Raw genomic sequence first — 23,836 nt, 5'->3', positions numbered from 1 at the left:
CTAAAGCATGTTAATGGTTTTAGGTTTATTTGTGTTTGAGCGCCGCACGCTGCCACATCAGTCAATGCAGTATTCGAAAGAGTACCGCTGGGCGTCAAATGACCGCATCGGCAAACCACCGGCCTATCAGTTTCTCGGGGAGGGGGAAACCTCGCGCACGCTTTCGGGCGTGCTGTACCCCGAAATCACCGGCGGTCGCCTCTCACTGACCGCCATCGAGCTGATGGCCGACGAAGGCAGGGCGTGGCCGTTGATTGACGGAACGGGCATGATCCACGGCATGTATGTCATCGATAAAGTGACCCACACGCACAGCGAATTATTCAGCGACGGCGCGGCCAGAAAAATCGAGTTTAGCCTCTCGCTGAAACGGGTCGATGAGTCGCTCGCGGCAATTTACGGCGACCTGAAAACGCAGGCCGACAATCTGGTGACGTCTGCCGGTAAGTGGCTGGGAGGGCTTGCGGGATGACTATGGGTATGAATATTCAGGCCGGTGCAAAGATTGCCCCGGCGTTTATGCTCAAGCAGGATAACGAAGATATTACGCAGGATTTCAGCGACAGGCTAATCAGCCTGACCATGACGGACAATCGCGGATTCGAGGCCGACCAGCTCGATATCGAGCTCGATGATACCGACGGGCAAATCGCTATGCCTCCGCGCGGCGCAACGTTAACGCTGTGGCTGGGCTGGCAGGATAGCGCCCTGATAAAAAAAGGCACCTTTACGGTAGATGAAATCGAGCATCGTGGCGCGCCAGATACGCTGACCATCCGGGGGCGCAGCGCTGATTTTCGCGGGTCGCTGAACTCACGCCGGGAACAGTCATGGCACGACACCACAATCGGGGTAATTGTTGAGACTATCGCAGCGCGCAATAAGCTTGAGGCCAGCGTGGTCGATACGCTGAAAGCGATCCCCGTCCCTCACATTGACCAGACTCAGGAATCCGACGCGGTGTTTCTGTCCCGTCTGGCTGACCGGAACGGTGCAGCGGTCTCTGTAAAAGCGGGGAATCTGTTATTTCTGAAAGCCGGAAGCGGTAAGACGGCCAGCGGGAAGCCCATTCCTCAGATGACACTTGAACGCGGCGACGGCGACCGGCACCAGTTTGCGATTGCTGACCGCGAAGCCTACACCGGCGTTACGGCCAAATGGCTGCACACCAGAGACCCGAAGCCGCAAAAGCAAAAGGTGAAGCTTAAGCGCAAGCTCAAAGAGCAGCACCTGCGCGCGCTGCAGCACCCAAAGGCCACCAAAGCCACGTCAAAGCCCAAAGCTAAAAAGGAGCAGGAAGCGCGCGAGGGCGAGTACATGGTCGGTGAGTCTGACAACGTGCTGGAGCTGACGACCATCTACGCGACAAAGGCGCAGGCCATGCGCGCCGCTCAGGCAAAGTGGGACAAGCTGCAGCGCGGCGTCGCGGAGTTTTCAATCTCGCTGGCTATTGGCCGGGCAGATTTATTTCCTGAAACGCCGATAGCAGTCAAAGGCTTTAAGCACGTTATAGACGAGCAGGCTTGGATAATCAGCCGGGTGGTGCATAACCTTAACGGGAACGGCTACACGACGGGCTTAGAGCTTGAGGTTAAGGTTTCGGATGTGGAGTATGAAAGCGAAGATATAACACAATGAAAGTTGTTTATATATTTGATATGTAAGGTTTTAATGGTTAAAATCGATGCATCAATAACGCTCTGAGGTGCTCGCCATGTTTCACTGTCCTAAATGCCATTACGCCGCCCACGCTCGCACAAGTCGCTATTTTTCCGACACGACAAAAGAGCGTTATCATCAATGCACAAATATCAACTGCAGCGCGACGTTTGTGACCACTGAAACGATAGAGCGCTTTATCGTTTCGCCGGGGGTAGTAGTGCCAGCGGCACCGCACCCGACATCATCGGGTCAGCAACAAATCCACTGGCAATAAGCAAAATGATACCCTGCATGTGCGGGGTTATCAGTTGTGTGATAACCGTTTGAAAAATAAATGTTTCACAAAGCTGGTAAGTTTCAAATGATGGTAGTGAATAACATGCCAAAAGCTGTATTGATGATCAAAGTCATATTATCAAAAGAAAAAAAATTTGTTCCTCGAAAGTGCATATTTCTCTATCTACATTAATTAGGTACAAGAAAAGCGGGTATGCACAATAAGGAAAAATTATGGCACTTTATAAATACAGCAATGACTTAGCGCAAAATAACCATCAAGCATTTGATGATGAACTCTCGCCCGGTAGTCAGGCAGTGAACGCGGGAATCTATCGTTGTGTTAACTGCGGAGATGAAATTGGAATAGCGAAGGGTCATACTCTACCTCCCCAAAACCATCATCAACATACGAATGGGCAACCCATCAAATGGAAATTGCTCGTTTGCGCCATCCAGAAATAGCAGCGATATGTTGTGATCTGACAACATAGCAGTTCTGCTGAAAATCTTTTATTTAAATATTTTATTATCAAATACCCGCTTTCAAACAACAAAAGCATCAGACTCATTTCATTCCAACAACTCGACTCTATGAAACTTCAATTAGATTAAAAGCCCCTGTCGTACGGGGCTTTTTTTACCGATGTGGTCAATGTGTGGACATGTTCAAAAATAAATCCTTTTATTTCATTGGGTTGAAGCGTTTTTAAAGGCTCCTGAGGGAGCCTTTTTAATGTCTGGTGTAGCTGAAAAGTTGCGCTAGCAATCTTACGTGGGAAAGCGTTGTGAGCATCAGCGGCCAGCACTTGGGCTCTGAGCTGGTACAAATTATCCGAGTAGCCGAATGGTGTATCGTTCCAAAGCTTTTGGTCTTTGAGCCTTTGACTTTAAAAAGCGGCATGGCCGCGCCTCGTAGTAAAAAAACGTGATCGGAATGCTGAAAAATCAGCTTTCCGTGTCGCAGCGAATCGCCAGGCGAAATGAAACCGCGCAGGTCAGTTTACGCGGGGAACTGCTGGCCGCCGGTGCGATGGCCGTGCGGCGTGAAGAAACCATTACGAGGCTGATAAATGAGAATGAAACGTTACGCCGCTGGTATAGCGACAAGCTGCCTGATGTTGTGCGCAGGCTGCACACCCGCGCCGGTTGCGCCTCCGCCGGTCATTGTTTACAGCGCCTGCCCGAAAGTGAGCTATTGCCCGATGCCGGAAAGCGAACCGCTCACTAATGGCGACCTCAGCGCCGATATTCGCAGGCTTGAGCTCGCGCTCGCCGCCTGCGCGCTGCAGGTTGAAACCGTCAAAGACTGTCAGGATAAACTCGATGAAGAAAGCACGCAGCCTGCGCGAAGCGCTGATTAAAGCCGTTCCGCAACTGGAAACGAACCCCGAAATGATGCGTATCTTTGCCGATGAGTGGAATATCGATGCGCGGCTCGCGGCCACGCTGTCACACGAAAAGATTTACACACTGAATGTGATCGTGTGTGACTTTGTGGGCGACCCCGATTTGATATTCGTGCCGGTGGCCGCATGGCTGCGTGAGAATCAGCCGGATATCTGCACGCTCGATGACGGACGCAAAAAGGGCTACCGTTTCCAGATGGATTTAAACGACGGGGACAGTGTTGATATCAGCATCAGCCTGCAGCTCACCGAGCGCACCATCATCAAAGAGGAAAACGGCGCGCTGCACGTGAGCTATGCTCCTGAGCCGCCACCGCCTGAGCCCGTCACCCGGCCAAAAGAGCTCTACATCAACGGCGAACTGGTGAGTAAGTGGGATGAGTGACTTTAAGCCTTTTGACGACAAGCTCGCCGGGCTGCTTTCTTCCCTGTCACCGGCAGGACGTCGGAAGCTTGCCGGTGACATCGCAAAGGAGCTGCGCAAGTCGCAACAGCAACGCATCAAACAGCAAAAAGCCCCGGACGGCTCACCGTATCAGGCGAGAAAGCGCCAGCCGCTCAGGGCAAAGACCGGCCGAATCAAAAGGGCGATGTTTCAGAAGCTGCGCGCGAGCCGTTACATGAAAGCCACTGGCAGTGAAAACAGTGCAGTGGTGGAATTTACCGGCAAAGTGCAGCGCATCGCTCGCGTTCACCAGTACGGGCTAAAAGGCCGGCCAAACCCGCACAGCCGTGACGTGCAGTATGCAGAGCGCCGGTTACTGGGGTTTAGCCAGAATGATAAAGATTTGATGGAGGCAATGATAATAAATCATTTTAAAAATGGTTAAGATAAAAGCCCCTTGATATGAGGGGCTGCAGAACGTGCAAATATTAACTTGCATTGATCGCTTCTAATATTCTCTTTAATTCTTCTGAACGGATTTGGTCATTCCATTCAACTTCGTTTATAAAAGGAAGCCATCTTCCATGAATGTCACAAACTCTTCCTATGGGTGTAACTATAATTTTATATTGACCAGGCATGCTTTTTGCTTGAAAAATATATATGTCACTTTCGGGTGGTTGCGCTTTTTTTAAATGATAACAAGCGGCGAGGATTTTTTCCTTATCATCCTCATTTGTTTTTGAACCAAAGATAATGCCTTTTATGTGATGTTTTGATATTTTTATGCTTCGAAGCGCTGAAGGTAGCTCGTCAAAAACAGGTAAGTGTAGCCTTAACTCTTTTTCATATTTCCAGTCAGTGTATTTTACACGTCCGATGTGATTTTCGTTGTATTTCGGTAAATCTGACAGGAGAGTTTCGCCGCAATCGTAAAAATCCTCTTGGTCACTGAAAGCGAAGGTAGGGACAAGCTTTCTAAAACCATTTGCTCTAACTGGTTTGTTCTTGTAATCCACCTCAAGGAGTTGTGCTTTGCCTAGCTTAGACGTTCCGAATAATGAGGATGAATCGGAAAGCTTAGTAAAAGAAGGAAACATTTCTATATTGCTTTCGAGGTTGATAGTTCCATCGGTTGACTCGTAAATGATGGCGAAACCTTTTTCAGCATTACTATAAAGACCCCACATCGTTAAAATGGTGGCGTTCTTCGAAAAGGATGTAATATATAACGTGTCATTTAATTTTGTGTCTAATTCATTTTGCATATATAAGTTAAGCGCGTGCATAGCATTAGTTGCATCATTGTAACTTAATTCTGCGAAAGCCTTTTTGCCAAAGGCATCTGTGATTTTGCTGATTGTCTCTTCATATTTTAGTGATAATGCCTTTTTTTTGTTTAGAAGGTCGGCTAAAACATCTTTTTTAAATGAGAGTATTTCATAAGCTAGCTGGGATTCTGGTTTTAAATTTAGTTGGATGCAGATTCTAAAAAGAACCTCCTCGATGAACCTTGACCATACTTCACGGTTTGCATTAAACGTGAATTGCGGTTTGCATTCATGTATGTCGTTTAATTCTTTTGGTGATGCAAAGAAAACCTCACCATGACGGAGCATTGAAAAGTTTAAATTGTCGGCCTTGAAGTATTTATAAAAGTACATCTCAATTCCTTATGTTTGAATCAATATCTTCAGATTAAATAGGAAAAGTTAAAGGTTTTCAAATTTTCAACATTTCTCAATCAAAGATATTCAAAGCATCATGGAACATGAACTTTTGAGGGTGTTGTTGTATCCACCACAAAACACCGTTCCATTGCCGCTGGCCTCGCCCGGCGGCATCCTTTCCCCATGAATAATCTAAATTCTCTGCAGGGAATCGCACGCGCGATCCGCAACCTTATCCGCACCGGCATCGTGACCGACGTCGACCTCGACGAGGGACTTTGTCGCGTCCAGACCGGAGGCATCGAAACCACTTGGATTAACTGGCTCACCAGTCGCGCCGGTCGCTCTCGTGTGTGGTGGGCTCCCTCCGTCGGTGAGCAGGTGTTATTGCTGGCCATCGGCGGCGAGCTCGATACCGCTTTTGTGCTGCCTGGCATTTTCTCTGACGACCATCCCGCGCCCTCGGCCTCACCCGATGCGTTTCATGTGTCATTTCCTGATGGCGCTGTCATCGAGTACGAACCTCAAAACAGTGCGCTCACCGTGTCAGGCATCAAAACCGCCGACGTCACCGCGTCAGATTCCATTACGGCGACCGTGCCGGTGGTACTGGTGAAAGCCTCGACCCGCATCACGCTCGATACACCCGAGGTGTTGTGCACCAACAAGCTGACCACCGGCACGCTGGAAGTGCAGAAAGGCGGGAAGATGACCGGGAACATCGAGCACACCGGCAGGAAATTTATCAGCAACGGCGTGCAGGTGGATGACCACGCGCACGGCAACGTACAGAGCGGCGGGAGCTGGACTAAGGGGACACAATGACGGTGCGCTATCTCGGAATAAACAGCCAGACCGGCCTCAGTATCTCTGAGGTTAAGCATATCAGGAGCGTGCGCGACATTCTGGTCACAGCGATTGGCTCGCGCGTCATGCGTCGTGAATACGGCTCGCTTCTGTCGGCGCTGATTGACCAGCCACCGACACCGGCGTTGCGCCTGCAGATTATGGCCGCGTGTTATTCCGCGAGTGACTTTACCCGTTTAGGTGGCATGCTAAACCCGCTATTATCCTCACTCATCTTCCTTACGTTGTTGGCAATCATACTGGCCGTTATCGCCACCGAATTAGTTAAACGAATGTTTCGTACGAGATGATGTGCCATGAGGCGACGCATAGCGCCCACCCGTCGTGAGCGATATGCGTTAAAATCCGTAAGCACAAAAAATTTCTATTCTCCCCAGCAATATTTCCCCGCCTCATCCGTCTACCTCATCACAAGCCATAATCAATCACTGTAAATGAGGTAAACACCATGAGAGATTTCGATATGCACGGAAGAGGGCACGGACGCGGGTTTGGCCGCCACCGTATGGGTAAAGGGCTGGTGATAGGTGCGGTAATCGTCCTTGTACTGGGACTGGTGGTCATGACCCTGTGGAATGCCTTACTCCCGGCCATTATTGGCGTGAAAGCCATCGGTTTCTGGCAGGCGCTGGGGATTCTGGTATTAAGCCGGATCCTGTTCGGTGGGCTAGGCTTCCGTCCGGGGATGTTCGGCGCGCACCGTCGTATGCACGAACGCTGGATGAATATGACCCCCGAACAGCGTGAGGCGTTTATTCAGCAGCGTCGCGAAGGCTTTGGTCGCCATGGTCGCGGGCACTGCGGCTGGCACGGTCATCGCGAAGATAAACGCGACGACAGCACGCCGAAAACGCCGGAAGCAGAGTGAGCGAGATGAAAACCGGGCTGGCGGGAGAGTCATTGCTGATGTCGGCGCTTAATGCCTGCCGCGCCCGGCTGAAAGCCTTTATCCGCGGACGAACGTCCGTGCGCGATGATGCCGACGATATTTTGCAGGAAGTTACCTATCAGCTGATGAAAGTGGAGCAGCCGGTCGAAAACGTCGCCGCCTGGCTGTTTCGCGCGGCACGTAATGAGATGACCGACCGGGCGCGGAAAAAGCGTGAGGTCTCTCTTTCAGGATATTTTACCGGGGATGATGATGAGGACTTCCCCGAAGATGAACTGGCGGAAACCCTGTTCGGTGTCCCGCATACGCCGGAGGAGGAGTACCTTAAAACGCTGCTGTGGGAAGAACTGGGTCAGGCGCTGTCTGAACTTCCGCCGCCTCAGCGCGAGGTTTTTGAAAAAACGGAGCTCCAGGGCTACAGCATTAAAATGCTGGCAGAGGAAACCGGGGCAAGCGAGCAGGCGCTGTTATCGCGTAAGCACAAGGCGGTGCTTTTCCTGCGCACGCGACTGCGGGACGTCTATGATGCGCTGACCGGTGGCTAACGCCGACAGACAAAACCTTACATTATCAGGACTTGTAGATTCATCACTATCGTTTATGATCGGGGCGTCTGGTAAATTTGGAACGTTATGCGCAACCGTCAGCTTCTGGGAAAATGGCTTTTGATAATCACGTGTCTGGCGATGGCTATTTGCCTGGTGCAGCGTGCGGTTTTTCTCAACCATTTTTTGCAGGGACTGGATCCGCAAACGACCCTGATTGCTGATGCCCCGGTTCAAACCAACGACGCTGAGCCGTCCGGGCCATCGCCGTGTCAGTTAGGCGCACACTCGCTGCTTTGTGCTCAGCCTCTGTTCTTTGATGGTGCGCTACCGGCGATTATCATCTTCTTCGCGCTACTTCAGTTGTTTACGCAAGGGCGGGCATGCGTTCCGAGAGAACAGCCCGTTCAGGCACCGCCTCCCCGAATACACCTCAAAAACTGCGTTTTCCGTGAATGAAAAGCATCGTCACCACACGATAATTTTCACTATTCACGGAGTAAAACATGTTTAACCTCTTCAGGGGATTCGTCTTCCTGTGGCTGTCCTGCATCGGCATTGTCCATGCGGCGGATACAGGCTGGCTGGTTTCCCCGCAAAACGATCATGCCCGGATCCGCGTTCAGGCGGAAAGGGAGCAAAACCGCATCCTCGCGCTGCTCACCGTTGAGCTGCAGCCCGGCTGGAAAACCTACTGGCGTTCACCCGGCGAGGGCGGCGTAGCCCCGAAAATCACCTGGCCTGCTGGCGTAACGGATGACTGGCACTGGCCGGTGCCTTCGCGCTTTGATATCTCCGGGATGACCACCCAGGGCTATCACGATAAGGTCATCATCCCCATCACCCTCGACGGTGCGGCGGGGGATGCGCTCGACGGGACGCTTACCCTTTCCACGTGCAGCAATGTCTGTCTGCTGACGGACTATAAGCTGCATCTTGATTTTAACCAGCCGGTGGATGAGGGGTTCAGCCACGCGTTTGAACGCGCGATGCAGGCCATTCCCGCGACATCTGGCGTGTCCGCAGACCTGTCAGCCTGGTTATCAGACGACAAGCTGATCATTACGGGAACCACACAAGGGCAATGGGACAAGCCGGGGATCTATTTTGACCCGCTGGAAGGCGACATTCTTCCCGGTGAACCGACCCTCAAAGCCGACGGCAATCAGCTTAGGGTAACGGTGCCCGTGACCGATGAGTGGGGAGATAAACCCACTTCGCTGCAGGGAAAAGCGCTGTCGTTTGTGCTCACCAATGGCGATAAAGCGCAGCAAACCGTGATGACCGTCGGGGCAACGCCCGCGGAACCGTCAGCGGCGGGCGTGTCTGAGGGAACCGGCAAAATGGTGCTCTTTGCGCTACTGGGCGGCTTGATCCTGAACCTGATGCCTTGCGTGCTGCCGGTGATGGGCATGAAGCTCAACAGCGTGCTCCATGCGGGCTCAGACAGGCGGATGATCAGGCTCCGTTTTCTGGCAACCAGTGCCGGGATCCTGGTCTCCTTTATGCTGCTGGCCGCAATGGTGACCGCGCTTAAGCTGACCGGTGCCTCGCTGGGCTGGGGTATTCAGTTCCAGAATCCGTGGTTTATTGGCCTGATGGTCGCGGTGACCTTCCTCTTCGCACTCAATCTGTTCGGGGCGTTTGAGATGCTGCTGCCATCTGCCGCCGCAGGACGGCTGGCAACGGCAGGGGGAACGGGGCTTGCCGGCAGTTTCTGCGAAGGGATGTTTGCCACGCTGCTGGCCACACCATGTTCTGCGCCGTTCCTCGGCACGGCGGTGGCATTTGCCCTTGGCGCACCGCTGCATTCCCTGTGGCTTATCTTCCTGATGCTCGGCGTGGGGATGAGTTTGCCGTGGTTGTTCGTTGCGCTGGTTCCAAAAACCGCCATGCTGCTGCCAAAACCCGGTCGCTGGATGAACGGCCTGAAAATTATTCTTGGCCTGATGATGCTGGCTTCCAGCCTGTGGCTGGTGACGTTGCTTAGCCCGCATCTGGGTGAGGCGGTGAGCCAGAGCGTGATGTTAGTGCTTATCGTCGTCGCTATCGCACTGCTTGCGATGACCGGGCAGAAAACCTCGCCGCTGTTCTGGTGCGTGGTGATCGCGCTGTCAGCCTTTGGCGGATACCAGCTGCGCGGGTTGCTTACCTCACCGCCTGTAACAAACACCGCAAGCGTCGCTCAGGCAATCCCGTGGCAACCGCTAAGTGAAGACGCTATTCAGGGTGCCCTTGCGCAGGGCAAACGGGTCTTCGTGGATATCTCCGCGGACTGGTGTGTCACCTGCAAGGTAAATGAGCATCGGGTGTTGAATCAGCCTGACGTTATTGCCGCGCTTAGCCAGCCGGACGTGGTGGCGCTGCGTGGCGACTGGAGCAAGCCGTCAGCGTTTATCGCCGAATTCCTTGAAAAGCGAAACCGTTACGCCATCCCGTTTAATGAGGTGTACGGCCCGGGCTTCCCTGAGGGGGAGATGCTTTCGCCGCTGCTGGATAAAGACACGCTTATTGCCACCCTGAACAACGCTAAAGGCTAAATGTATTATGAAAAGAATCCTTATTACGCTTCTGCTACTGTTGACCTCAGCGCAGGTGATGGCGGCGCAGACCATGACGCCGGAACAGGAGCAACGTGCACAGAAGATGGTTTATGACTTTCTGTTTAACGACCCGGACTCGCCGCGCATTGGCGCTAAGGATCCGAAGCTCACCCTGGTGGTCTTTACGGATTACAACTGCCCGTACTGCAAGAAATTCGATCCTTACCTGGAAAAGATCGTCGAAAAACACCCGGATGTGGCGGTGGTATTTAAGTTTTTGCCTTTCCGGTCGGAAAGTTCACTGACCTCAGCACGCGATGCCTTAACCGTCTGGCGCGCGCATCCTGAGCAATTTATGAAATTTAACCATACCCTGATGGCCAAAAAGGGATATCACGATGACGCCAGCATTCAGGAGGCGCAAAAACGGGCCGGGGTGAACGTCACAACGCCTGATGATGAGAGCCTGGTGACGATCAAACGCAGCCTGATCATCGCCGAAAAGATGGGTATCCAGGGAACACCGGCCACGCTGATTGGCGAAGGGTTACTCCCGGGCTGGGTTCCTTTTGAACAGTTCGATGAAATGGTCAGTGACGCACTGAAAAATCGTTAACGTGAAGGGGGCGATTCGCCCCCAATAATCCCGGAGCGGAAAATGAAAAAATTACTGTTACTGTCGGTGCTGGCAACGTCAGGGCTGGCGCAGGCCGCTGAAGCGATACCGGATGTGGTGAAGCTCTTCAGCGAGCAGCAGAATATCAAAATCATTAAGAAAATTGATGCGCCAGGGGGCGCGCCGGCCTGGCTGGGGCAGTATCAGGATATGGGCGTTACGCTGTTTTTAACCCCTGACGGCAAGCACGTAATTTCTGGCTATCTGTACGATGAAAAAGGAAAAAACCTGAGCGAAGGCTATTTCCAGAAAGAGATCTACGCCCCGATGGGACGCGAAATGTGGAAGCAACTGAACGCGGCGCATCCCCTGAAAGAGGGAGCGGATAACGCTCCGCGCAAAGTCTTCGTCTTCGCCGATCCGTTCTGCCCGTACTGTAAGCAATTCTGGTCCGAGGCGCAGCCGTGGGTGAAAGCGGGCAAGGTGCAGCTTAATACGCTGCTGGTGGCGTTTCTCAACCCCAACAGTGGGCGTAATGCCTCCGCTATCCTGAATGCGAAAGATCCCGTTTCGGCCTGGCGTGATTACGAGCTTTCTGGCGGGAAAAAATTGCCAAAACCGCAGGGCACTGCATCCCGTGAAACCGTCGACATACTGCAAAAACACCAGACGTTAATGGACAACCTGGGCGCGAACGCTACGCCCGCCATTTATTATCTGAATGCCGATAATGAGCTTCAGCAGGTGGTCGGCATGCCGGATGAGAAACAGCTTGAGGCGATGTTTGGGCCGAAGCCGTAGTAAAAAAAACAGGCAGAAACAGGGTGTTTCTGCCTGATGTTGACCGGTCAGCTACCCCAGCGTCCGCGCAGGTAGCTGACGGCTTCCTGCGTCTGCGGCTGGTTAAGATAATCTTCGCGGAACAGGATCGTGCCATTCACGTTGGGCAGTGAATCGTTGAGATCGAGCTGTTTTTTCAGCTCCGGCACGCCGCCCTGAACCGTCCAGTCCGGCTCATTTTTCGACGGTTCACCTACCTTGTAGAACGCAATGCCGATATACAGGCGGGTATGCGTCGGTTTCACCACCTCTGCCCACCATTTCGTCAGCACGTCATAGCGCGCCGCATCCCGGGAGAAAGGCCAGTAAATTTGTGGTGCGATATAGTCCAGCAGGCCCTGCTGCACCCACTGACGCGTGTCGGCGTAGGATTCATCGTAGGCTGCGGCACCGCGCGTGTCTGAGCCTGCCGGGTCGAATGAGCGGTTACGCCATACGCCAGCCGGGCTGACACCAAACTCCACGCCAGGCTTCGTCTGCTTAATGGCCCGGGAGACCTGCACAATCAGCTGCTGCGTATTGTGGCGGCGCCAGTCTGCTTTAGAGGCAAATCCCTGACCGTATTGTCTGAAAGTCTGCGCGTCATTGAGCGCGGATCCCGGTGATTCAGTATAGAAATAGTCGTCAAACTGCACGCCATCAATGGGATAGTGCGCAACCACTTCGGTGACCACCTGCGTTATCCAGTCGCGCACTTGCGGAATGCCGGGGTCGAGTACAAAACGATCGCCGGCAATACGAATCCATTCCGGATGCTGGACATAAACGCTGGAAGGGTGCAATGACGACGTGCGGTTCAGCGCGGCAATGGTCGACGGTTTGGTATTGGTTGAAACGCGGTAAGGGTTGAACCAGGCATGGACTTTCATGCCGCGTTTGTGCGCTTCATCGAGCATAAACTGCAGCGGATCGTAGCCCGGGTACTCGCCGATATTGCCGGTGAGCATATCTGACCACGGCAGAATTTTAGACGACCAGAGCGCCGTGCTGTCCGGTTTGACCTGGAAAAACACGGTATTAATACCGAGGTGCTTAAGCTTGTCGAGCTTGTTCGTCAGGGCCTGTTTTTGCATCGCGATGCGGTCTTGCGCATCGCGGCCATTCACTGAGGCCACCGGGGGCCAGTCCAGGCGTGAGACGGTTGCCAGCCAGATCCCACGCATCGGCTCGTTAGCCTGCTGGGTCGGTTTGCTCGCGGTCGGGAGAGGCGTTACCAGTGATTTTGGTGGTTTTGAGGAGCAACTAACAAGTAAAAGTGCGCAGGCAGTCAGCGCACCAATCCGTTTTACATGTCGCGTCATTTGCGTTTTAGCTCTTGGTTATCCGACTGTTAGCCCAGGGGTTAAAGGCGGGTTCGTCCGGTTCTGCGATCCCCTCATCATTCAGGGAATCAAGATACAGGGCTTCAACTTCTGCGCGAGCCCAGGGTGTGCGGCGCAGAAATTTCAGGCTCGATTTAACGCTTGGGTCTTTTCTGAAACAGTTAATTTTGATTCGATCGCCCAACTCACTCCAGCCATATCGTGCAACCAGGGCATTGACCTGCATCTCCAGCGTTACGCCATGTAAAGGGTCTTTAGAAAGGTGTGCAGTCATAAGCGTCCGGATGTCTCAGTTCTTGTGGGGTTGGGGTTAACGACGAAAGGGTACAAGAAAGCAGGGGAAGCGGCAATTTCCCTTTTTACCTGCGATGAAAAACAGAAGAGCGTATGACCCGAAAGCCATACGCTCTTCTGTATCGCGAACGCGCTAGTCGTGTTTTGTGCCAAACAAATCTGGTGCCCACGGACGTGGGTCAACCTCCATAAACGGCGCGCGTTCGAAGCGGTCCTTCAGCGCCCACGGTACCGTGCAGTCGAAGATGGTCTTACAGGAAATGCCGTTTCCGCGAATCGACGTGCTGTAATCCGGCGACTGCGACGGATCGAGCTGGTGGCCGCGGATCCCTGGAATAGTGGTGATGCTGACATCTCCCTGCATGCGGGTGGTCATCGCCCACAGGATGTCGTCGCTGTCGAAAATATCCACGTCTTCGTCGACAAGAATGATGTTTTTCAGCTCGGAATAGGTCGCGAGTGCGATAAGCGCCGCCTGTCCCTGACGTCCTTCATCGGATGGCTGGCGTTTTTTCACCTGCAGAATGCCGAGGAACTTACCGCCGCCCGCGGTATGCGCATAGACATTTTGCAGGAAGCCCGGAATGGCCTCTTCAACGGCATTGCGGATGCTGGCCTCCGTTGGCAGGCCTGCGAGCGTGGTGTGCTCTTCACCTGGCCCCACCAGCGTTTGCAGGATTGCCTGGTGACGCAGGGTGACGGCTTTCACTTTGATGACGGGCAAAGAAGGGTTTGCCTCGCCGCAGTAGCCCGGAAATTCCGGCATTGCATGGCCACTGTTGGTGTGCTGGTCTTCTCTAACGCGCACGCCTGGCAGCAGTTCGCCTTCGATAATGATTTCAGCCCGCGCGATCGCTTTCTCTTTTACCGCCACGCCCTGCACCAGTTCGACCGGTTTCTGACGCAGCGCCCCGGCAACGCCCAGTTCGTTATAACCAAATGGCGTCGTGGGCGCTTCAAAGCAGGCGCCGATATAAATCGCCGGGTCGAGCCCCATGTTGATCGTCACCGGCAGCGGTTTTCCGGCTGCTTCAGCCTTTTTACGAAAGACCTCAATGTGGCGCCCCGCGGCCAGGAACATGGAAAGCTCATCGCGCTCCTGAACGCAGAGACGGTGAATCGTGACGTCAGTCAGCGAACTGTCTTCCGGATCGCTTGCCAGTACCAGCCCCAGACAGAAGAACGGGCCAGCATCAATCGGCGTGTTGGTCGGGGCCGGAAGCAGTTTACGCAGATCAAAATCAGGATCGTCAGCGTAGAATACCTGCTCCTGGCAAGGGGCCTGCGATGCCGGGACAACAACCGGCGCGATCGGGTTTTTCACGGCCTGACCGACGTGCTGCGCGAGCGTCGAGGGTTCACATCCCAGAAGGAGTGCCGCTCTTTCCCGGCTGGCGTGCATGCCCACCAGGATACGCGAATCCGGATAACCTTTAACGTTATTGAACATCATGGCCGGGCCCGTTCGGGTAGGGCGTTTCACCGTGCCGCCCGCACCAATGTGTCGATAAACACCCGCCAGCTCCGCGTTGGGATCCACCGGATGATCCGTTTCAATATATTGTCCTTCGTGGCGTTGCAGTAACGCGATGGCACTTCTGAGATCGTTGACTGGGCTTTCCATTTTTTCCTCCCGTGTTTGCATGCCTCCATTTTTATGGCAATAGCCCATAGCATCAATTGCATCATTACTGCTATTTTGATAATAAATTTGTTATCAAAAAATCCAGGGAAGCGTTATGCAATTTCGTCAGATGCGTAATTTCATTGTCGTTGCGGAAGAGCTTCACATGCACCGGGCTGCGGAGCGCCTGAACATGGCACAACCCGCGCTGAGTCAGCAGATTAAAACGTTAGAGGAACGGTTAGGCGTTACGCTCTTTAGCCGGGCGAACCGCCGTTTAACCCTGACGCCGGCCGGTGAAGCTTTCCTGGAGAAAGCCAGGCTGGCCATCGCCCTGACGGAACAGGCGGTACTGGACGCCAGGCAAACGGCGAGGGGGGAGCAGGGGGTGTTGAATCTCGGGTGCGTATCGAGCGCCATGTTTGACACCAGGCTGCCTGCCGCGCTGCGCCAGATGCACAGTCGGTGGCCTGCCATCACCATGTCGCTAATGACGGGGAATGTGCAGACGCTCTATACCGCCGTGCAAAGCAACCAGCTGGATGTGGCCATCATCCGGGCGCCGCTGCCGTCTCTGCCTGACGACCTGCAAAGCCGCCCGTTTACGTCCGAGAAAACGGTGCTGGCGCTCTCTTCACAGCACCCTCTGGCGAAATCGTCCGCGCTTACGCTCGCCTCGGTGAAAGATGAAAAATGGATCTCCCTGCGCGACCCGGAGGGAATGGGCCTCGAACAGTACTTCTATGACGTTTGTTACGGCGCAGGTTTCCAGCCTGAGGTGGTACAAAACGCCACCGACGTACCTACTGTCATCAGCCTGGTCTCTGCGGGGTTTGGCATGGCGCTACTGCCGGCCTCCGCCAGGGCAGTCAGCGTGGAGAATGTCGTGTACGTCGACATCATTGACAGGCTAAGGGAAAGCGAGCTGAAGCTGGTGTGCCACCGGATCATTCGCTCAGAGGTGTTAAAGAAATTCCTGCAAACCCTCGATCACATCTGACGTCCCGCGGCCAGCAGCAGTTGCTCGCGCAGCCAGAGGCTTGCCGGATCCTGACTGTTTTTCGGGTGCCAGTACATGCTGATGGTAATCGGCTGCAGCGGCAGCGGCGGGGGAAAGATATCCAGCGTCGAGGCAAAGCGTTGCAGCATACGTTCCGGTAAGGTGCAGAGCAGATCCGTGCTGGCGACAAGCGGAGGTGCCATGGCGTAGCTCTGCGTGGACATCACCACGTTGCGCTGATACCCCAGTCCGCCCAGGGTTTGATCCACAAAGCCGGTAAACGGGTCACCCTCTGAAGAGACCACCAGATGAGAGAGCGCGCAATAGTGCTCCAGATCCAGTGGCCCGACACCGCGGGGGTGGCCTTTTCGCTGGGCTGTTGCAAACTGGTCATCGAAAAGTTTACGTCTGACCCAGCCGTCGTGCGCGCCGGTGCTCACACCGATATAGACATCCACATCACCCTTTTCCAGCTGCTGTGGCAGGGTTGCCATTTCTGGCAGCGCGAATCGCAAGCGGATCCCCGGGGCATGGGCCCGGAACTGATTAAGCAGTTCGGCACCCAGCATCAGGGCCGGATTTTCATGCAGGGCAATCACAAATGTCCGCTGGCTGGTTTGCGCATCAAAGGTGGTGGGGGCAAACATCGCGTTAATGCCCTGCAATACGGTCATGACCTGCGGCCTTAGCGCCTCCGCTCTGGGCGTGGGCAACACCCCACGTCCATGTGGGGAAGGGATAAACAACGGTTCGCCAAAGAGCGAACGCAGGCGCGCCAGACGGGCGGACATCGCGGGCTGGCTGATGCCGAGCCGCGCGGCCGCATGGGTGATGTTCTGATCCTGGAGCAATGCATCCAGCGTCAGGATCAGGTCGATATCCATCTCAGCAACGGGCGTCATCGTGTTATCCGTTTTACTTTGCGCTGTGGCTGTCGCGATTGGTGTAGGTGACGGGCACCCAGGCGTAACCGCCGTGCTCGCCTTTCGTGACGTAACCGATACCCGGGAACGGCAGGTGGGGGGCTGCGACAAGGTCTCTGTTTTTCACAAAATCAGCAAAAGCATCCTGGCGGACACGTGCCGCACCGTCCTGATCCTGGTCGTAGGCGATGGTCACGGCGGGCTGCGGGAACTGTACCGCCGCGACGTGGATAATATCGCCGACAAAGGTGATTTTCTCGCCTTTACTTTCCAGCGTATAGAAGGCCGAACCAGGCGTATGGCCCGGGTGAACCGTACCGGTTATCCCGGGCAGAAGCTGCGAGGTTCCGGAAAAAGGAACCACCTTGCCGGCATCACGATACGGTTTTAAGGTTTTCTGCGCGACATCGAAGTAGTTCTGGTCGTAGCCGGTTTTTTTCTGATTATCGTTGTTAAAGAAAAAGTCGATGTCAGGTTTGCCGACAAAAACGCGCGCATTGGTAAACACCGCCTTGCCATCTTTGACCAGGCCACCGGCATGGTCGGAGTGTGCATGGGTCAGTAAAATCTCGGTGATGTCCTGCGGCGCGATCCCCTGCGTTGCCAGACTCTCAATCAGTCGCCCGCCGTTACCGGGGCCAAAAAGCTGGCCTGAGCCGGTATCCACCAGAATCTTGTGGCCGGGCAGAGCAATCAGAAACGCATTAATGGACGCCTCTACCGGGTTGGTCTGGAAATTTTGTGTAAGCAACGCATCGGTCTTCTGCGGGGTCGTCCGACGAAGTAATTTGTGCAGGTCTTGCGCCACGGTACCGTCGGTAAACGAGGTCACCATAATATCGCCAACCTGCACACTGTAGCCCCCGGCAGGCTGTTTAACAACGTGCTGGGGCGTTTCTGCAGAAGCCTGAAGCGCAGGGTAGAACAATAACGAACTGGAAATCAGCGTTGTCAGGGCAAGTTTTTTTACGGTCAGCATAAGGGTCTCCTTCAGAAAGAGCTCATCTTACTTCTCCGTAAAATTATATGAACCCGCCTGATAATGATAGGACCTATAAACGGGATGAATAGGTCGGGTCAAATGTCGGGTGGCAGCAATGTGCCACCCGGCAAGCCAGACGTTATTGCTTCAGCGGGGCTTTCCAGCCTTCAAGCGTGGCTTTTGACCACGAGCCATACGCGGCATTGGGCAGCACAATCCAGTCACTGCCAAAGCGATCGGCGCTGGCCTCAACGAGTTCACGCTGCGCTTCGCTCGGCTTTTTGTTTTTAAATTGCGCGGCGAAATCAGGCAGGCTGTCACCGAAGAGCATGATTATCTGCTGTTTCTTCAGGATGCTCTGGCGGCGGGCTTCTTTACTGACCGTATCGAGCAGAACGCTATCCTCTGAAACCTGCGGTAAGCCAAGGGATTTTAACGTATTGAGCGTATCTGCTTTGTTTTCCTGCATGCGGTCAGATACATAATAAATACGGACCTTGCTGTGATTCACGCGATCAAGAAACGCCTTCGCGCCAGGAATTAATCCCGGTTTTCCCTGCTTTTCCCAGTCACTCCAGGTGTCCCATTTCGTGTAGTCGTGGCACTGTTCGGCATCACGCGCCAGTAACGGAGTGTTATCCAGCACCGTTTCATCAAGATCCATCACAACGGCATAGTGCTCAGGCGCAGTCAGCCCTTTTATTTTTTCGTTAAAACGCTCGGTGGCGAAACGGTAGGTCTGCAGCTGAAGTGCCATGATTTCTGCCGATTTCTGTTGGTAGCGCAGCGCCATCTCATACGCTTTCGGCTCACAGATTTCGTGGTCGGCTGCCGTGGCGGTCGCGCTCAAAACAGGTAATGCCAGCAGTAATGCCTTAGCCATTGAATTCACTCTTCTTTCCTTAACGTCATTGTCAAAATCATGTAAGCGTATTGAAATTAAGTGACAGAAAAATGAAGGGAGGCAGGCGAGTCATATTCTGACGCACATTCCCTTGCGCGCCGGGTGGATAATTTTCAGACAAATCGCTTTCGTCCGCCAATATCCGTTAGAGCCAGGGTCAGATCAGCATGTAATACCAGAACAGGGCGATTTCGTCTTTTTCCGGTAATGCGTTGTAGAGGAAACGATCGTATCCGCCTAACGTAAAGCCATAATGACGGTAGAACAGGCAGGCCGAAACATTCACATTCTGGGTTTCGAGCCTTAATCCAGCCGCGTTGACGCTTCTCGCCCACACGTGTGCGGCCGCCATCAATTTTTGCGCCGCGCCAGCTCTGCGTTTCGTGCGCTCAACGGCAATATAGTCAACGGCGATAAATTTATTCCAGCTCATTGACGCGGTGATAAAACCGGCAATTTCTCCCTCATCTGTTTCGGCCACAAGAAATATGGCATCCGGATTAACGCAATGATTTTCAAGGGTCTGCATATCGAGCTCATACGTTTTACGATAAGGCACGGCGACAGCGTCGATATGCAAATCACAATGTATAAAAGGCTCCCGCGCAACGTGACTGACGGTGAATGAAAAGTCACAGCATTCAAGACGTGCGAGGTCGGTATTTAATCCTTTTCGAATCTGCATGGTATTCCTTGTGGCGAATATTTTTATAAATAATAGATGAAGCCATTAAAACCGCTGGCGTAACACTCTTTTGATCCTGAACTAAGCTTGTACTTCATTCCGCGTAAAATGTGGGTCATTCGAGGACAATGAATGGAATTCAGGACATTTCAAAAACACTGGGGTGCTGAGTTTATTTCCAATGACGTTGTACGTTTTCGCGTCTGGGCAGAAGGACAGAAAGAACTTACGCTACGTCTGGCAGAAAACGACTTGCCAATGACGGCGGTCGGCAGCGGCTGGTTCCAGATTGACGTCCCCGGCGTCACGCACGGCACAGAATATCAGTATGTTTTGCCGGACGGCATGGCCGTACCCGATCCGGCGTCGCGCGCCCAGGCTGGGGATGTTAACGGTCCCTCGGTTGTTATCGATGCCAGACGGTATCCGCCCGGCAACCGGGAGTGGGCAGGGCGTCCGTGGGAAGACACGGTGATTTACGAGCTGCACATCGGCACCTTTACCCCGGAGGGCACCTTCCGGGCCGCCATTGAAAAACTGCCTTACCTGGCTGAACTTGGCATTACCCAGATTGAAGTCATGCCCGTCTCACAGTTTGGCGGATCGCGCGGCTGGGGATATGACGGGGTATTGCTGTATGCACCGCACTCTGCCTATGGCACGCCAGAAGACTTCCACGCCTTTATCGATGCTGCGCATGGGCTTGGGCTTTCTGTCGTGCTGGATATTGTGCTTAACCACTTCGGCCCGGAAGGCAATTATCTGCCTGTGCTGTCACCCGCGTTTTTCGACGCGGAACGGATGACGCCCTGGGGCAACGGGATTGCTTACGAGGCTGAACCGGTCAGACAATACATTACCGAAGCCCCGCTGTTCTGGCTGACGGAATACCATCTTGATGGGTTACGGTTTGATGCCATCGACCAGATTGAAGACGCATCGGATAAACATATCCTGCAGGAGATTGCCGAACGCATTCGCGAGGCTATCCCCGGGCGGCAGATCCATCTCACCACCGAAGACAGCCGTAACGTTATCTTCCTGCATCCGCGCGACGCACACGGTGCGACACCGCTTTTTACCGCGGAGTGGAACGATGACTTTCACAATGCCGCGCATGTCTTTGCCACCGGCGAAACGCATGCGTACTACCAGGATTTTGCCTTTGAACCGGAGAAAAAACTCGCCCGTGCGCTGACAGAAGGTTTTGTCTATCAGGGCGAGGTTTCTCTCCAGACCGGCAAATCGCGCGGCGTGGAATGTCACACGCAGCCGCCACAGTTTTTTGTCGATTTTATTCAAAACCACGATCAAACCGGCAACCGCGCTCAGGGAGAGAGACTGATCGCCCTTGCGGGGGCCGATAAAACACGGGTGTTGCTTGCTGCACTGCTGCTTTCGCCCCATATTCCGCTGCTGTTTATGGGGGAAGAGTTTGGTGAAACCAATCCGTTTTTGTTCTTTACCGATTTTCACGGTGAGCTTGCCAAAGCAGTGAGAGAAGGGCGCGCAAAAGAGTTTACCGGCCATGCCGGGCACGGTGCGTCCGTCCCCGACCCGAATGACGTGCAGACCTTTGTTCGCTCTAAAATTGACTGGAATAAGGTCGCCACCGATGACGGTAAAACGTGGCTTCGCTTCACGCGAACGCTGCTGACGTTGCGCCATCGTCATATCGTTCCGTTACTGCGAAAGGGCGTCACGGTGGAGGGCAAGGTCATCAGGACGGCACCCGGCATGATTGCAGTGAGCTGGCGATTCCCGACCGGAACGTTGTCTCTGGCGTTCAATACCGGCAATAAGGCTGTTGATGTGCCTGCACTGGCAGGAGAAACGCTCTTTAGCTGGCCGGAGGTGAACGAGGTGTTACCGCCGAACAGTATTGTTGTTCGCTTTGCTGATGGAGAAGCATCGTTATGATCCCTTCCGCGACCTACCGTATTCAGTTCCGTAACGGCATGACGTTTGACCGTGTCGTGGAACTGGTGCCGTATATGAAAGATCTCGGCATCAGCCATCTTTACGCCTCACCTGTGTTTACCGCCACAACCGGCTCTACGCACGGCTATGACGTGACCGACCCGAATGAAATCGACCCCGCCATTGGCGGACGAGAAGGATTCGACCGTATGGCGGCCGCGCTCAGGCAGGCGGGAATGGGCTTGATACTGGATATTGTGCCTAACCACATGTCGACCTCGCTGGAGAATCACTGGTGGCGAGACGTGATTGAGCATGGCAAACAGAGCCGCTACGCACGCTATTTCGATATTGACTGGTCACGGCCGCTTACGCTGCCGTTTCTGGGCGACACCTTTGAGGCGGAGCTTGAGAAGGGTGCGATTGCTTTAAAACGTGACCCTGTCACGGACAAAGCCGCGCTGGTCTACTACGACACCGCCTATCCTCTTAACCCCGGGACCTTTGTGGAGGGTAAAAGCCTTGCGGCGCTGCACGAGGCCCAGAGCTGGAGGCTGATGTCCTGGCGTGAAGCCCCGAAACAGCTCTCGTGGCGGCGTTTCTTTGAAATCACCGGCCTGGTGGGCGTGCGGGTTGAAGACGCGTCGGTATTTAGTGATACACACCGACTGATCCTTGAACTGGTTCATTCTGGCGTCGTTGACGGTCTGCGAATTGACCATATCGACGGTCTGGCCGATCCGCTGGGCTATCTGCAGCGTCTGCGCCAGGCAACCGGACCGGCGTGTTACATCACGGTTGAAAAAATTCTCGCCAAGGGGGAACAGTTGCCCGTCGAATGGCCAGTCTCCGGCACCACGGGGTACGAGTTTATTGCCTCGCTGGCGGAAGTTCTGGTGGACGACAGCCGCCTTGACCGCCTGGAGAAAATCCATGACGACACGCTCGGGGAAACCGTTGATCGGTTTGCAGCGTTACGGGATGCCAAAGGGCTGATGACCGATCGCAATTTTGAGGGCGAATTCACTACCCTGTTAACTATCGCCACCGATCTTGCCCGACGCAATGCGGTTGAACTGCAACCCGATGAGATCCACCATGCGTTGCGCGAGTTGCTGATCGCGTTTCCGGTGTATCGGACCTACGGCACCCGTGAAGGATTAACCGCCTCTGACGTGGCGCTGCTCAATCGCGTTGTCGCAAGCGTTAACACCTCTGAAGCGGCTCTGAGCCTGATCGTATGTATTCTTACCGGCGATCTTCCTGAAAATTGCCACGACGACGCGGCACGTTTCAGAACCCGCTTCCAGCAACTCACCGGGCCACTGATGGCGAAATCCGTGGAAGATACGCTGTTCTTTCGCCATAACCTGGAGCTGGCGCTTAACGAAGTGGGGGCAGACCCGACGCCGCGCGCCTTTTCGCTATCGCGATTTCATCAGGAAATGCGCATCCGTCTTGCCCGCCAGCCTGACGCCTTACTCGGGACATCCACCCATGACACGAAGCGCGGTGAAGATGCCCGGGCACGCCTCTATACCCTGACGGAAGCGCCGGAACAGTGGGGCGAAAATCTGGCCCGCTGGCGGCAGATGAATCAAACCCACGTACGTTTTCTGAGCGACGGTACCGCGCCGAACGCTGCCGATACCTGGATGATTTATCAGGCTCTGGCCGGCGTCTGGCCCGCCACGCTGTCACCTGACGATGTCGACGGGCTGAAATCACTCGAAGAGCGCTTCCTCGGCTTCCTGGAGAAAGCGCTGCGCGAAGCCAAACAACGCACAGACTGGATAGACAGCAACGAAAGCTATGAGAGCGTGGTGCTGAGCTATGCCCGGCATCTGCTTTCACCGGACAACACGCTGTTCCTGAAAGATTTCAGTGAGGCGATGCAGCCCTTTATCCGTGCCGGGCTGATGAACAGCCTCAGCCAGACGGTGATCAAACTTACCGCACCCGGGGTACCGGACATCTATCAGGGCTGCGAAGCGCTTAACTTTAGCCTTGTCGACCCGGATAACCGACGGGAACCGGATTTCCCCGCGCTGGTGCACCACCTCAGCACGGCGGATGCCGGGGTATTTGCCCGCCCGGAATGCTGGCGAGACGGAAGCGTTAAGCAATATGTCACCGCCACGCTGTTACGGCTTCGTCCACATTATGCCGCGCTATTCCATTACGGTGACTGGCTGCCGCTGAAGGTGAGCGGCGAGCGGGCGGAGAACCTGATTGTTTACGCACGCGTAAAAGACGAGGAGGCGCTGATTGTTGCCGTGCCGCGGCTGGTCTTCGACGTGACAACCCATGAAGCACTGTGGGCCAATACCACTATTGCTATACCCGATGCGCTGGCAGGAAAACGCTACCGGGATCTGTTCACCGGTGAAAGCCGGGTTCTGCAAGAGACGCTGGATGTAACGTCTGAAACGGGATGCTTAATGGTTCTGCTTACCTGCGAATGATCGTGGAGAACAAAA

Annotated in this window: 27 protein-coding genes; 19 read left to right on the top strand and 8 right to left on the bottom strand. The window is 54.2% G+C overall.

The features are described 5' to 3' along the window. The first annotated feature begins 7 nt into the window (after positions 1-7). From AC2FAP_RS06065 to AC2FAP_RS06030, 8 genes are all read left to right on the top strand, one after another. On the top strand, positions 8-472 hold the full coding sequence (locus AC2FAP_RS06065) for a phage tail protein (RefSeq protein WP_485452855.1): 465 nt from the start codon (positions 8-10) through the stop codon (positions 470-472). Continuing rightward, entirely contained in the window at positions 469-1,638 is a 1,170-nt protein-coding gene (locus AC2FAP_RS06060) for a phage late control D family protein (protein WP_485452854.1), read from the top strand. Before AC2FAP_RS06065 ends, AC2FAP_RS06060 begins: the two co-directional genes overlap by 4 nt. Before the next feature lie 76 nt (positions 1,639-1,714). Further along, positions 1,715-1,936: a DNA-binding transcriptional regulator gene (locus tag AC2FAP_RS06055; RefSeq protein WP_006175763.1), complete on the top strand. Its 222-nt coding sequence runs from the start codon at positions 1,715-1,717 to the stop codon at positions 1,934-1,936. 236 nt (positions 1,937-2,172) lie between these two features. Further along, the gene (locus AC2FAP_RS06050) at positions 2,173-2,403 is read left to right on the top strand and encodes a protein L (protein WP_238460399.1); all 231 of its coding nucleotides are present in this window, start codon (positions 2,173-2,175) and stop codon (positions 2,401-2,403) included. A gap of 472 nt (positions 2,404-2,875) precedes the next feature. Further along, the gene (lysB, locus tag AC2FAP_RS06045) at positions 2,876-3,169 is read left to right on the top strand and encodes an Rz-like lysis system protein LysB (RefSeq protein ID WP_080463577.1); all 294 of its coding nucleotides are present in this window, start codon (positions 2,876-2,878) and stop codon (positions 3,167-3,169) included. Beyond that, positions 3,057-3,302, top strand: coding sequence for an Rz1-like lysis system protein LysC (lysC, locus tag AC2FAP_RS06040; RefSeq protein ID WP_074148059.1), 246 nt, complete (start codon positions 3,057-3,059; stop codon positions 3,300-3,302). The genes lysB and lysC overlap by 113 nt, the downstream gene beginning before the upstream one ends. Next, the gene (locus AC2FAP_RS06035) at positions 3,265-3,732 is read left to right on the top strand and encodes a phage tail protein (RefSeq protein ID WP_063214430.1); all 468 of its coding nucleotides are present in this window, start codon (positions 3,265-3,267) and stop codon (positions 3,730-3,732) included. The genes lysC and AC2FAP_RS06035 overlap by 38 nt, the downstream gene beginning before the upstream one ends. Then, positions 3,725-4,177, top strand: coding sequence for a phage virion morphogenesis protein (locus AC2FAP_RS06030; protein WP_063214431.1), 453 nt, complete (start codon positions 3,725-3,727; stop codon positions 4,175-4,177). Before AC2FAP_RS06035 ends, AC2FAP_RS06030 begins: the two co-directional genes overlap by 8 nt. Positions 4,178-4,220: 43 nt before the next feature. On the opposite strand, the gene AC2FAP_RS06025 is transcribed toward AC2FAP_RS06030, so the two are convergent. Then, positions 4,221-5,396 carry a DUF2971 domain-containing protein gene (locus AC2FAP_RS06025; RefSeq protein ID WP_449541657.1) on the bottom strand — a complete coding sequence of 392 codons (1,176 nt, stop codon included), beginning with the start codon at positions 5,394-5,396 and terminating at the stop codon, positions 4,221-4,223. A gap of 189 nt (positions 5,397-5,585) precedes the next feature. Between AC2FAP_RS06025 and AC2FAP_RS06020 the strand changes: the two genes are divergently transcribed. The 8 genes from AC2FAP_RS06020 to dsbG all read left to right on the top strand — a co-directional run bounded on the left by AC2FAP_RS06020 (position 5,586) and on the right by dsbG (position 11,663). Further along, positions 5,586-6,227: a phage baseplate assembly protein V gene (locus tag AC2FAP_RS06020; RefSeq protein ID WP_196354501.1), complete on the top strand. Its 642-nt coding sequence runs from the start codon at positions 5,586-5,588 to the stop codon at positions 6,225-6,227. Then, on the top strand, positions 6,224-6,559 hold the full coding sequence (locus AC2FAP_RS06015; RefSeq protein WP_233093475.1) for a GPW/gp25 family protein: 336 nt from the start codon (positions 6,224-6,226) through the stop codon (positions 6,557-6,559). The genes AC2FAP_RS06020 and AC2FAP_RS06015 overlap by 4 nt, the downstream gene beginning before the upstream one ends. A 158-nt stretch (positions 6,560-6,717) precedes the next feature. Beyond that, on the top strand, positions 6,718-7,137 hold the full coding sequence (locus AC2FAP_RS06010; RefSeq protein WP_449541656.1) for a hypothetical protein: 420 nt from the start codon (positions 6,718-6,720) through the stop codon (positions 7,135-7,137). A 5-nt stretch (positions 7,138-7,142) separates the two neighbouring features. Beyond that, positions 7,143-7,703 (top strand): RNA polymerase sigma factor, encoded by a 561-nt coding sequence (locus AC2FAP_RS06005; RefSeq protein WP_449541780.1) that lies wholly within the window; start codon positions 7,143-7,145, stop codon positions 7,701-7,703. Positions 7,704-7,790: 87 nt separating this feature from the next. Continuing rightward, positions 7,791-8,162 carry a hypothetical protein gene (locus tag AC2FAP_RS06000; RefSeq protein WP_395014760.1) on the top strand — a complete coding sequence of 124 codons (372 nt, stop codon included), beginning with the start codon at positions 7,791-7,793 and terminating at the stop codon, positions 8,160-8,162. 47 nt (positions 8,163-8,209) lie between these two features. Next, positions 8,210-10,243 (top strand): protein-disulfide reductase DsbD family protein, encoded by a 2,034-nt coding sequence (locus AC2FAP_RS05995; RefSeq protein WP_063934319.1) that lies wholly within the window; start codon positions 8,210-8,212, stop codon positions 10,241-10,243. 7 nt (positions 10,244-10,250) lie between these two features. Next, positions 10,251-10,862: a DsbA family protein gene (locus AC2FAP_RS05990; RefSeq protein WP_020884110.1), complete on the top strand. Its 612-nt coding sequence runs from the start codon at positions 10,251-10,253 to the stop codon at positions 10,860-10,862. A 42-nt stretch (positions 10,863-10,904) separates the two neighbouring features. Next, a complete protein-coding gene (dsbG, locus tag AC2FAP_RS05985; protein WP_032678179.1) occupies positions 10,905-11,663 on the top strand; it encodes a thiol:disulfide interchange protein DsbG in 759 nt (252 codons plus the stop codon). A gap of 47 nt (positions 11,664-11,710) precedes the next feature. On the opposite strand, the gene AC2FAP_RS05980 is transcribed toward dsbG, so the two are convergent. The 3 genes from AC2FAP_RS05980 to AC2FAP_RS05970 all read right to left on the bottom strand — a co-directional run bounded on the left by AC2FAP_RS05980 (position 11,711) and on the right by AC2FAP_RS05970 (position 14,942). Then, the gene (locus AC2FAP_RS05980) at positions 11,711-13,003 is read right to left on the bottom strand and encodes a glycoside hydrolase family 10-like protein (RefSeq protein WP_014170106.1); all 1,293 of its coding nucleotides are present in this window, start codon (positions 13,001-13,003) and stop codon (positions 11,711-11,713) included. Between the two features lie 7 nt (positions 13,004-13,010). Beyond that, positions 13,011-13,298, bottom strand: a complete 288-nt coding sequence (locus AC2FAP_RS05975) for a VF530 family protein (RefSeq protein WP_014170105.1) — start codon at positions 13,296-13,298, stop codon at positions 13,011-13,013. Positions 13,299-13,451: 153 nt separating this feature from the next. Then, complete coding sequence (locus AC2FAP_RS05970) at positions 13,452-14,942, bottom strand: UbiD family decarboxylase (protein WP_032680977.1); 1,491 nt, start codon at positions 14,940-14,942, stop codon at positions 13,452-13,454. 115 nt (positions 14,943-15,057) lie between these two features. On the opposite strand from AC2FAP_RS05970, the gene AC2FAP_RS05965 reads away from it, so the two are divergent. Beyond that, on the top strand, positions 15,058-15,942 hold the full coding sequence (locus AC2FAP_RS05965; RefSeq protein WP_277492124.1) for a LysR substrate-binding domain-containing protein: 885 nt from the start codon (positions 15,058-15,060) through the stop codon (positions 15,940-15,942). Here AC2FAP_RS05965 and AC2FAP_RS05960 read toward each other — a convergent pair. The 4 genes from AC2FAP_RS05960 to AC2FAP_RS05945 form a co-directional block, all read right to left on the bottom strand. Beyond that, positions 15,933-16,844 carry a LysR family transcriptional regulator gene (locus tag AC2FAP_RS05960; RefSeq protein ID WP_138013855.1) on the bottom strand — a complete coding sequence of 304 codons (912 nt, stop codon included), beginning with the start codon at positions 16,842-16,844 and terminating at the stop codon, positions 15,933-15,935. The two genes, AC2FAP_RS05965 and AC2FAP_RS05960, sit on opposite strands and share 10 nt — an antisense overlap. A 13-nt stretch (positions 16,845-16,857) precedes the next feature. Beyond that, positions 16,858-17,844: an MBL fold metallo-hydrolase gene (locus AC2FAP_RS05955; RefSeq protein WP_014170098.1), complete on the bottom strand. Its 987-nt coding sequence runs from the start codon at positions 17,842-17,844 to the stop codon at positions 16,858-16,860. A 142-nt stretch (positions 17,845-17,986) separates the two neighbouring features. After that, positions 17,987-18,730 carry a 5'-nucleotidase, lipoprotein e(P4) family gene (locus tag AC2FAP_RS05950; RefSeq protein ID WP_449541654.1) on the bottom strand — a complete coding sequence of 248 codons (744 nt, stop codon included), beginning with the start codon at positions 18,728-18,730 and terminating at the stop codon, positions 17,987-17,989. A 178-nt stretch (positions 18,731-18,908) separates the two neighbouring features. Next, on the bottom strand, positions 18,909-19,436 hold the full coding sequence (locus tag AC2FAP_RS05945; protein WP_020884118.1) for a GNAT family N-acetyltransferase: 528 nt from the start codon (positions 19,434-19,436) through the stop codon (positions 18,909-18,911). Positions 19,437-19,568: 132 nt separating this feature from the next. Between AC2FAP_RS05945 and treZ the strand changes: the two genes are divergently transcribed. Continuing rightward, positions 19,569-21,356 carry a malto-oligosyltrehalose trehalohydrolase gene (gene treZ / locus AC2FAP_RS05940; protein ID WP_262104993.1) on the top strand — a complete coding sequence of 596 codons (1,788 nt, stop codon included), beginning with the start codon at positions 19,569-19,571 and terminating at the stop codon, positions 21,354-21,356. Then, positions 21,353-23,821, top strand: coding sequence for a malto-oligosyltrehalose synthase (gene treY / locus AC2FAP_RS05935; RefSeq protein ID WP_044867070.1), 2,469 nt, complete (start codon positions 21,353-21,355; stop codon positions 23,819-23,821). Before treZ ends, treY begins: the two co-directional genes overlap by 4 nt. Positions 23,822-23,836 lie beyond the last annotated feature (15 nt).

The sequence above is a fragment of the Enterobacter cloacae complex sp. 394I7 genome, from assembly GCF_057320345.1.
The sequence above is the reverse complement of the archived record's forward strand: the minus strand, read 5'-3'. Positions and strand labels throughout refer to the sequence as shown.

What these genes read in the sequence shown, in the direction of transcription:
- AC2FAP_RS06035 (WP_063214430.1), top strand. Translation starts at nt 3,265, where the DNA reads ATGAAGAAAGCACGCAGCCTGCGCGAAGCGCTGATTAAAGCCGTTCCG.
- lysC (WP_074148059.1), top strand. Translation starts at nt 3,057, where the DNA reads ATGTTGTGCGCAGGCTGCACACCCGCGCCGGTTGCGCCTCCGCCGGTC.
- AC2FAP_RS05975 (WP_014170105.1), bottom strand. Translation starts at nt 13,298, where the DNA reads ATGACTGCACACCTTTCTAAAGACCCTTTACATGGCGTAACGCTGGAG.
- treY (WP_044867070.1), top strand. Translation starts at nt 21,353, where the DNA reads ATGATCCCTTCCGCGACCTACCGTATTCAGTTCCGTAACGGCATGACG.
- AC2FAP_RS05990 (WP_020884110.1), top strand. Translation starts at nt 10,251, where the DNA reads ATGAAAAGAATCCTTATTACGCTTCTGCTACTGTTGACCTCAGCGCAG.
- AC2FAP_RS05945 (WP_020884118.1), bottom strand. Translation starts at nt 19,436, where the DNA reads ATGCAGATTCGAAAAGGATTAAATACCGACCTCGCACGTCTTGAATGC.
- AC2FAP_RS06050 (WP_238460399.1), top strand. Translation starts at nt 2,173, where the DNA reads ATGGCACTTTATAAATACAGCAATGACTTAGCGCAAAATAACCATCAA.
- AC2FAP_RS06015 (WP_233093475.1), top strand. Translation starts at nt 6,224, where the DNA reads ATGACGGTGCGCTATCTCGGAATAAACAGCCAGACCGGCCTCAGTATC.
- AC2FAP_RS05970 (WP_032680977.1), bottom strand. Translation starts at nt 14,942, where the DNA reads ATGGAAAGCCCAGTCAACGATCTCAGAAGTGCCATCGCGTTACTGCAA.
- lysB (WP_080463577.1), top strand. Translation starts at nt 2,876, where the DNA reads ATGCTGAAAAATCAGCTTTCCGTGTCGCAGCGAATCGCCAGGCGAAAT.
- AC2FAP_RS05955 (WP_014170098.1), bottom strand. Translation starts at nt 17,844, where the DNA reads ATGCTGACCGTAAAAAAACTTGCCCTGACAACGCTGATTTCCAGTTCG.
- AC2FAP_RS06060 (WP_485452854.1), top strand. Translation starts at nt 469, where the DNA reads ATGACTATGGGTATGAATATTCAGGCCGGTGCAAAGATTGCCCCGGCG.
- AC2FAP_RS05960 (WP_138013855.1), bottom strand. Translation starts at nt 16,844, where the DNA reads ATGACGCCCGTTGCTGAGATGGATATCGACCTGATCCTGACGCTGGAT.
- AC2FAP_RS06030 (WP_063214431.1), top strand. Translation starts at nt 3,725, where the DNA reads ATGAGTGACTTTAAGCCTTTTGACGACAAGCTCGCCGGGCTGCTTTCT.
- AC2FAP_RS05950 (WP_449541654.1), bottom strand. Translation starts at nt 18,730, where the DNA reads ATGGCTAAGGCATTACTGCTGGCATTACCTGTTTTGAGCGCGACCGCC.
- AC2FAP_RS06020 (WP_196354501.1), top strand. Translation starts at nt 5,586, where the DNA reads ATGAATAATCTAAATTCTCTGCAGGGAATCGCACGCGCGATCCGCAAC.
- AC2FAP_RS06065 (WP_485452855.1), top strand. Translation starts at nt 8, where the DNA reads ATGTTAATGGTTTTAGGTTTATTTGTGTTTGAGCGCCGCACGCTGCCA.
- AC2FAP_RS05995 (WP_063934319.1), top strand. Translation starts at nt 8,210, where the DNA reads ATGTTTAACCTCTTCAGGGGATTCGTCTTCCTGTGGCTGTCCTGCATC.
- AC2FAP_RS05980 (WP_014170106.1), bottom strand. Translation starts at nt 13,003, where the DNA reads ATGACGCGACATGTAAAACGGATTGGTGCGCTGACTGCCTGCGCACTT.
- AC2FAP_RS06055 (WP_006175763.1), top strand. Translation starts at nt 1,715, where the DNA reads ATGTTTCACTGTCCTAAATGCCATTACGCCGCCCACGCTCGCACAAGT.
- AC2FAP_RS06010 (WP_449541656.1), top strand. Translation starts at nt 6,718, where the DNA reads ATGAGAGATTTCGATATGCACGGAAGAGGGCACGGACGCGGGTTTGGC.
- AC2FAP_RS06025 (WP_449541657.1), bottom strand. Translation starts at nt 5,396, where the DNA reads ATGTACTTTTATAAATACTTCAAGGCCGACAATTTAAACTTTTCAATG.
- treZ (WP_262104993.1), top strand. Translation starts at nt 19,569, where the DNA reads ATGGAATTCAGGACATTTCAAAAACACTGGGGTGCTGAGTTTATTTCC.
- AC2FAP_RS05965 (WP_277492124.1), top strand. Translation starts at nt 15,058, where the DNA reads ATGCAATTTCGTCAGATGCGTAATTTCATTGTCGTTGCGGAAGAGCTT.
- dsbG (WP_032678179.1), top strand. Translation starts at nt 10,905, where the DNA reads ATGAAAAAATTACTGTTACTGTCGGTGCTGGCAACGTCAGGGCTGGCG.
- AC2FAP_RS06005 (WP_449541780.1), top strand. Translation starts at nt 7,143, where the DNA reads ATGAAAACCGGGCTGGCGGGAGAGTCATTGCTGATGTCGGCGCTTAAT.
- AC2FAP_RS06000 (WP_395014760.1), top strand. Translation starts at nt 7,791, where the DNA reads ATGCGCAACCGTCAGCTTCTGGGAAAATGGCTTTTGATAATCACGTGT.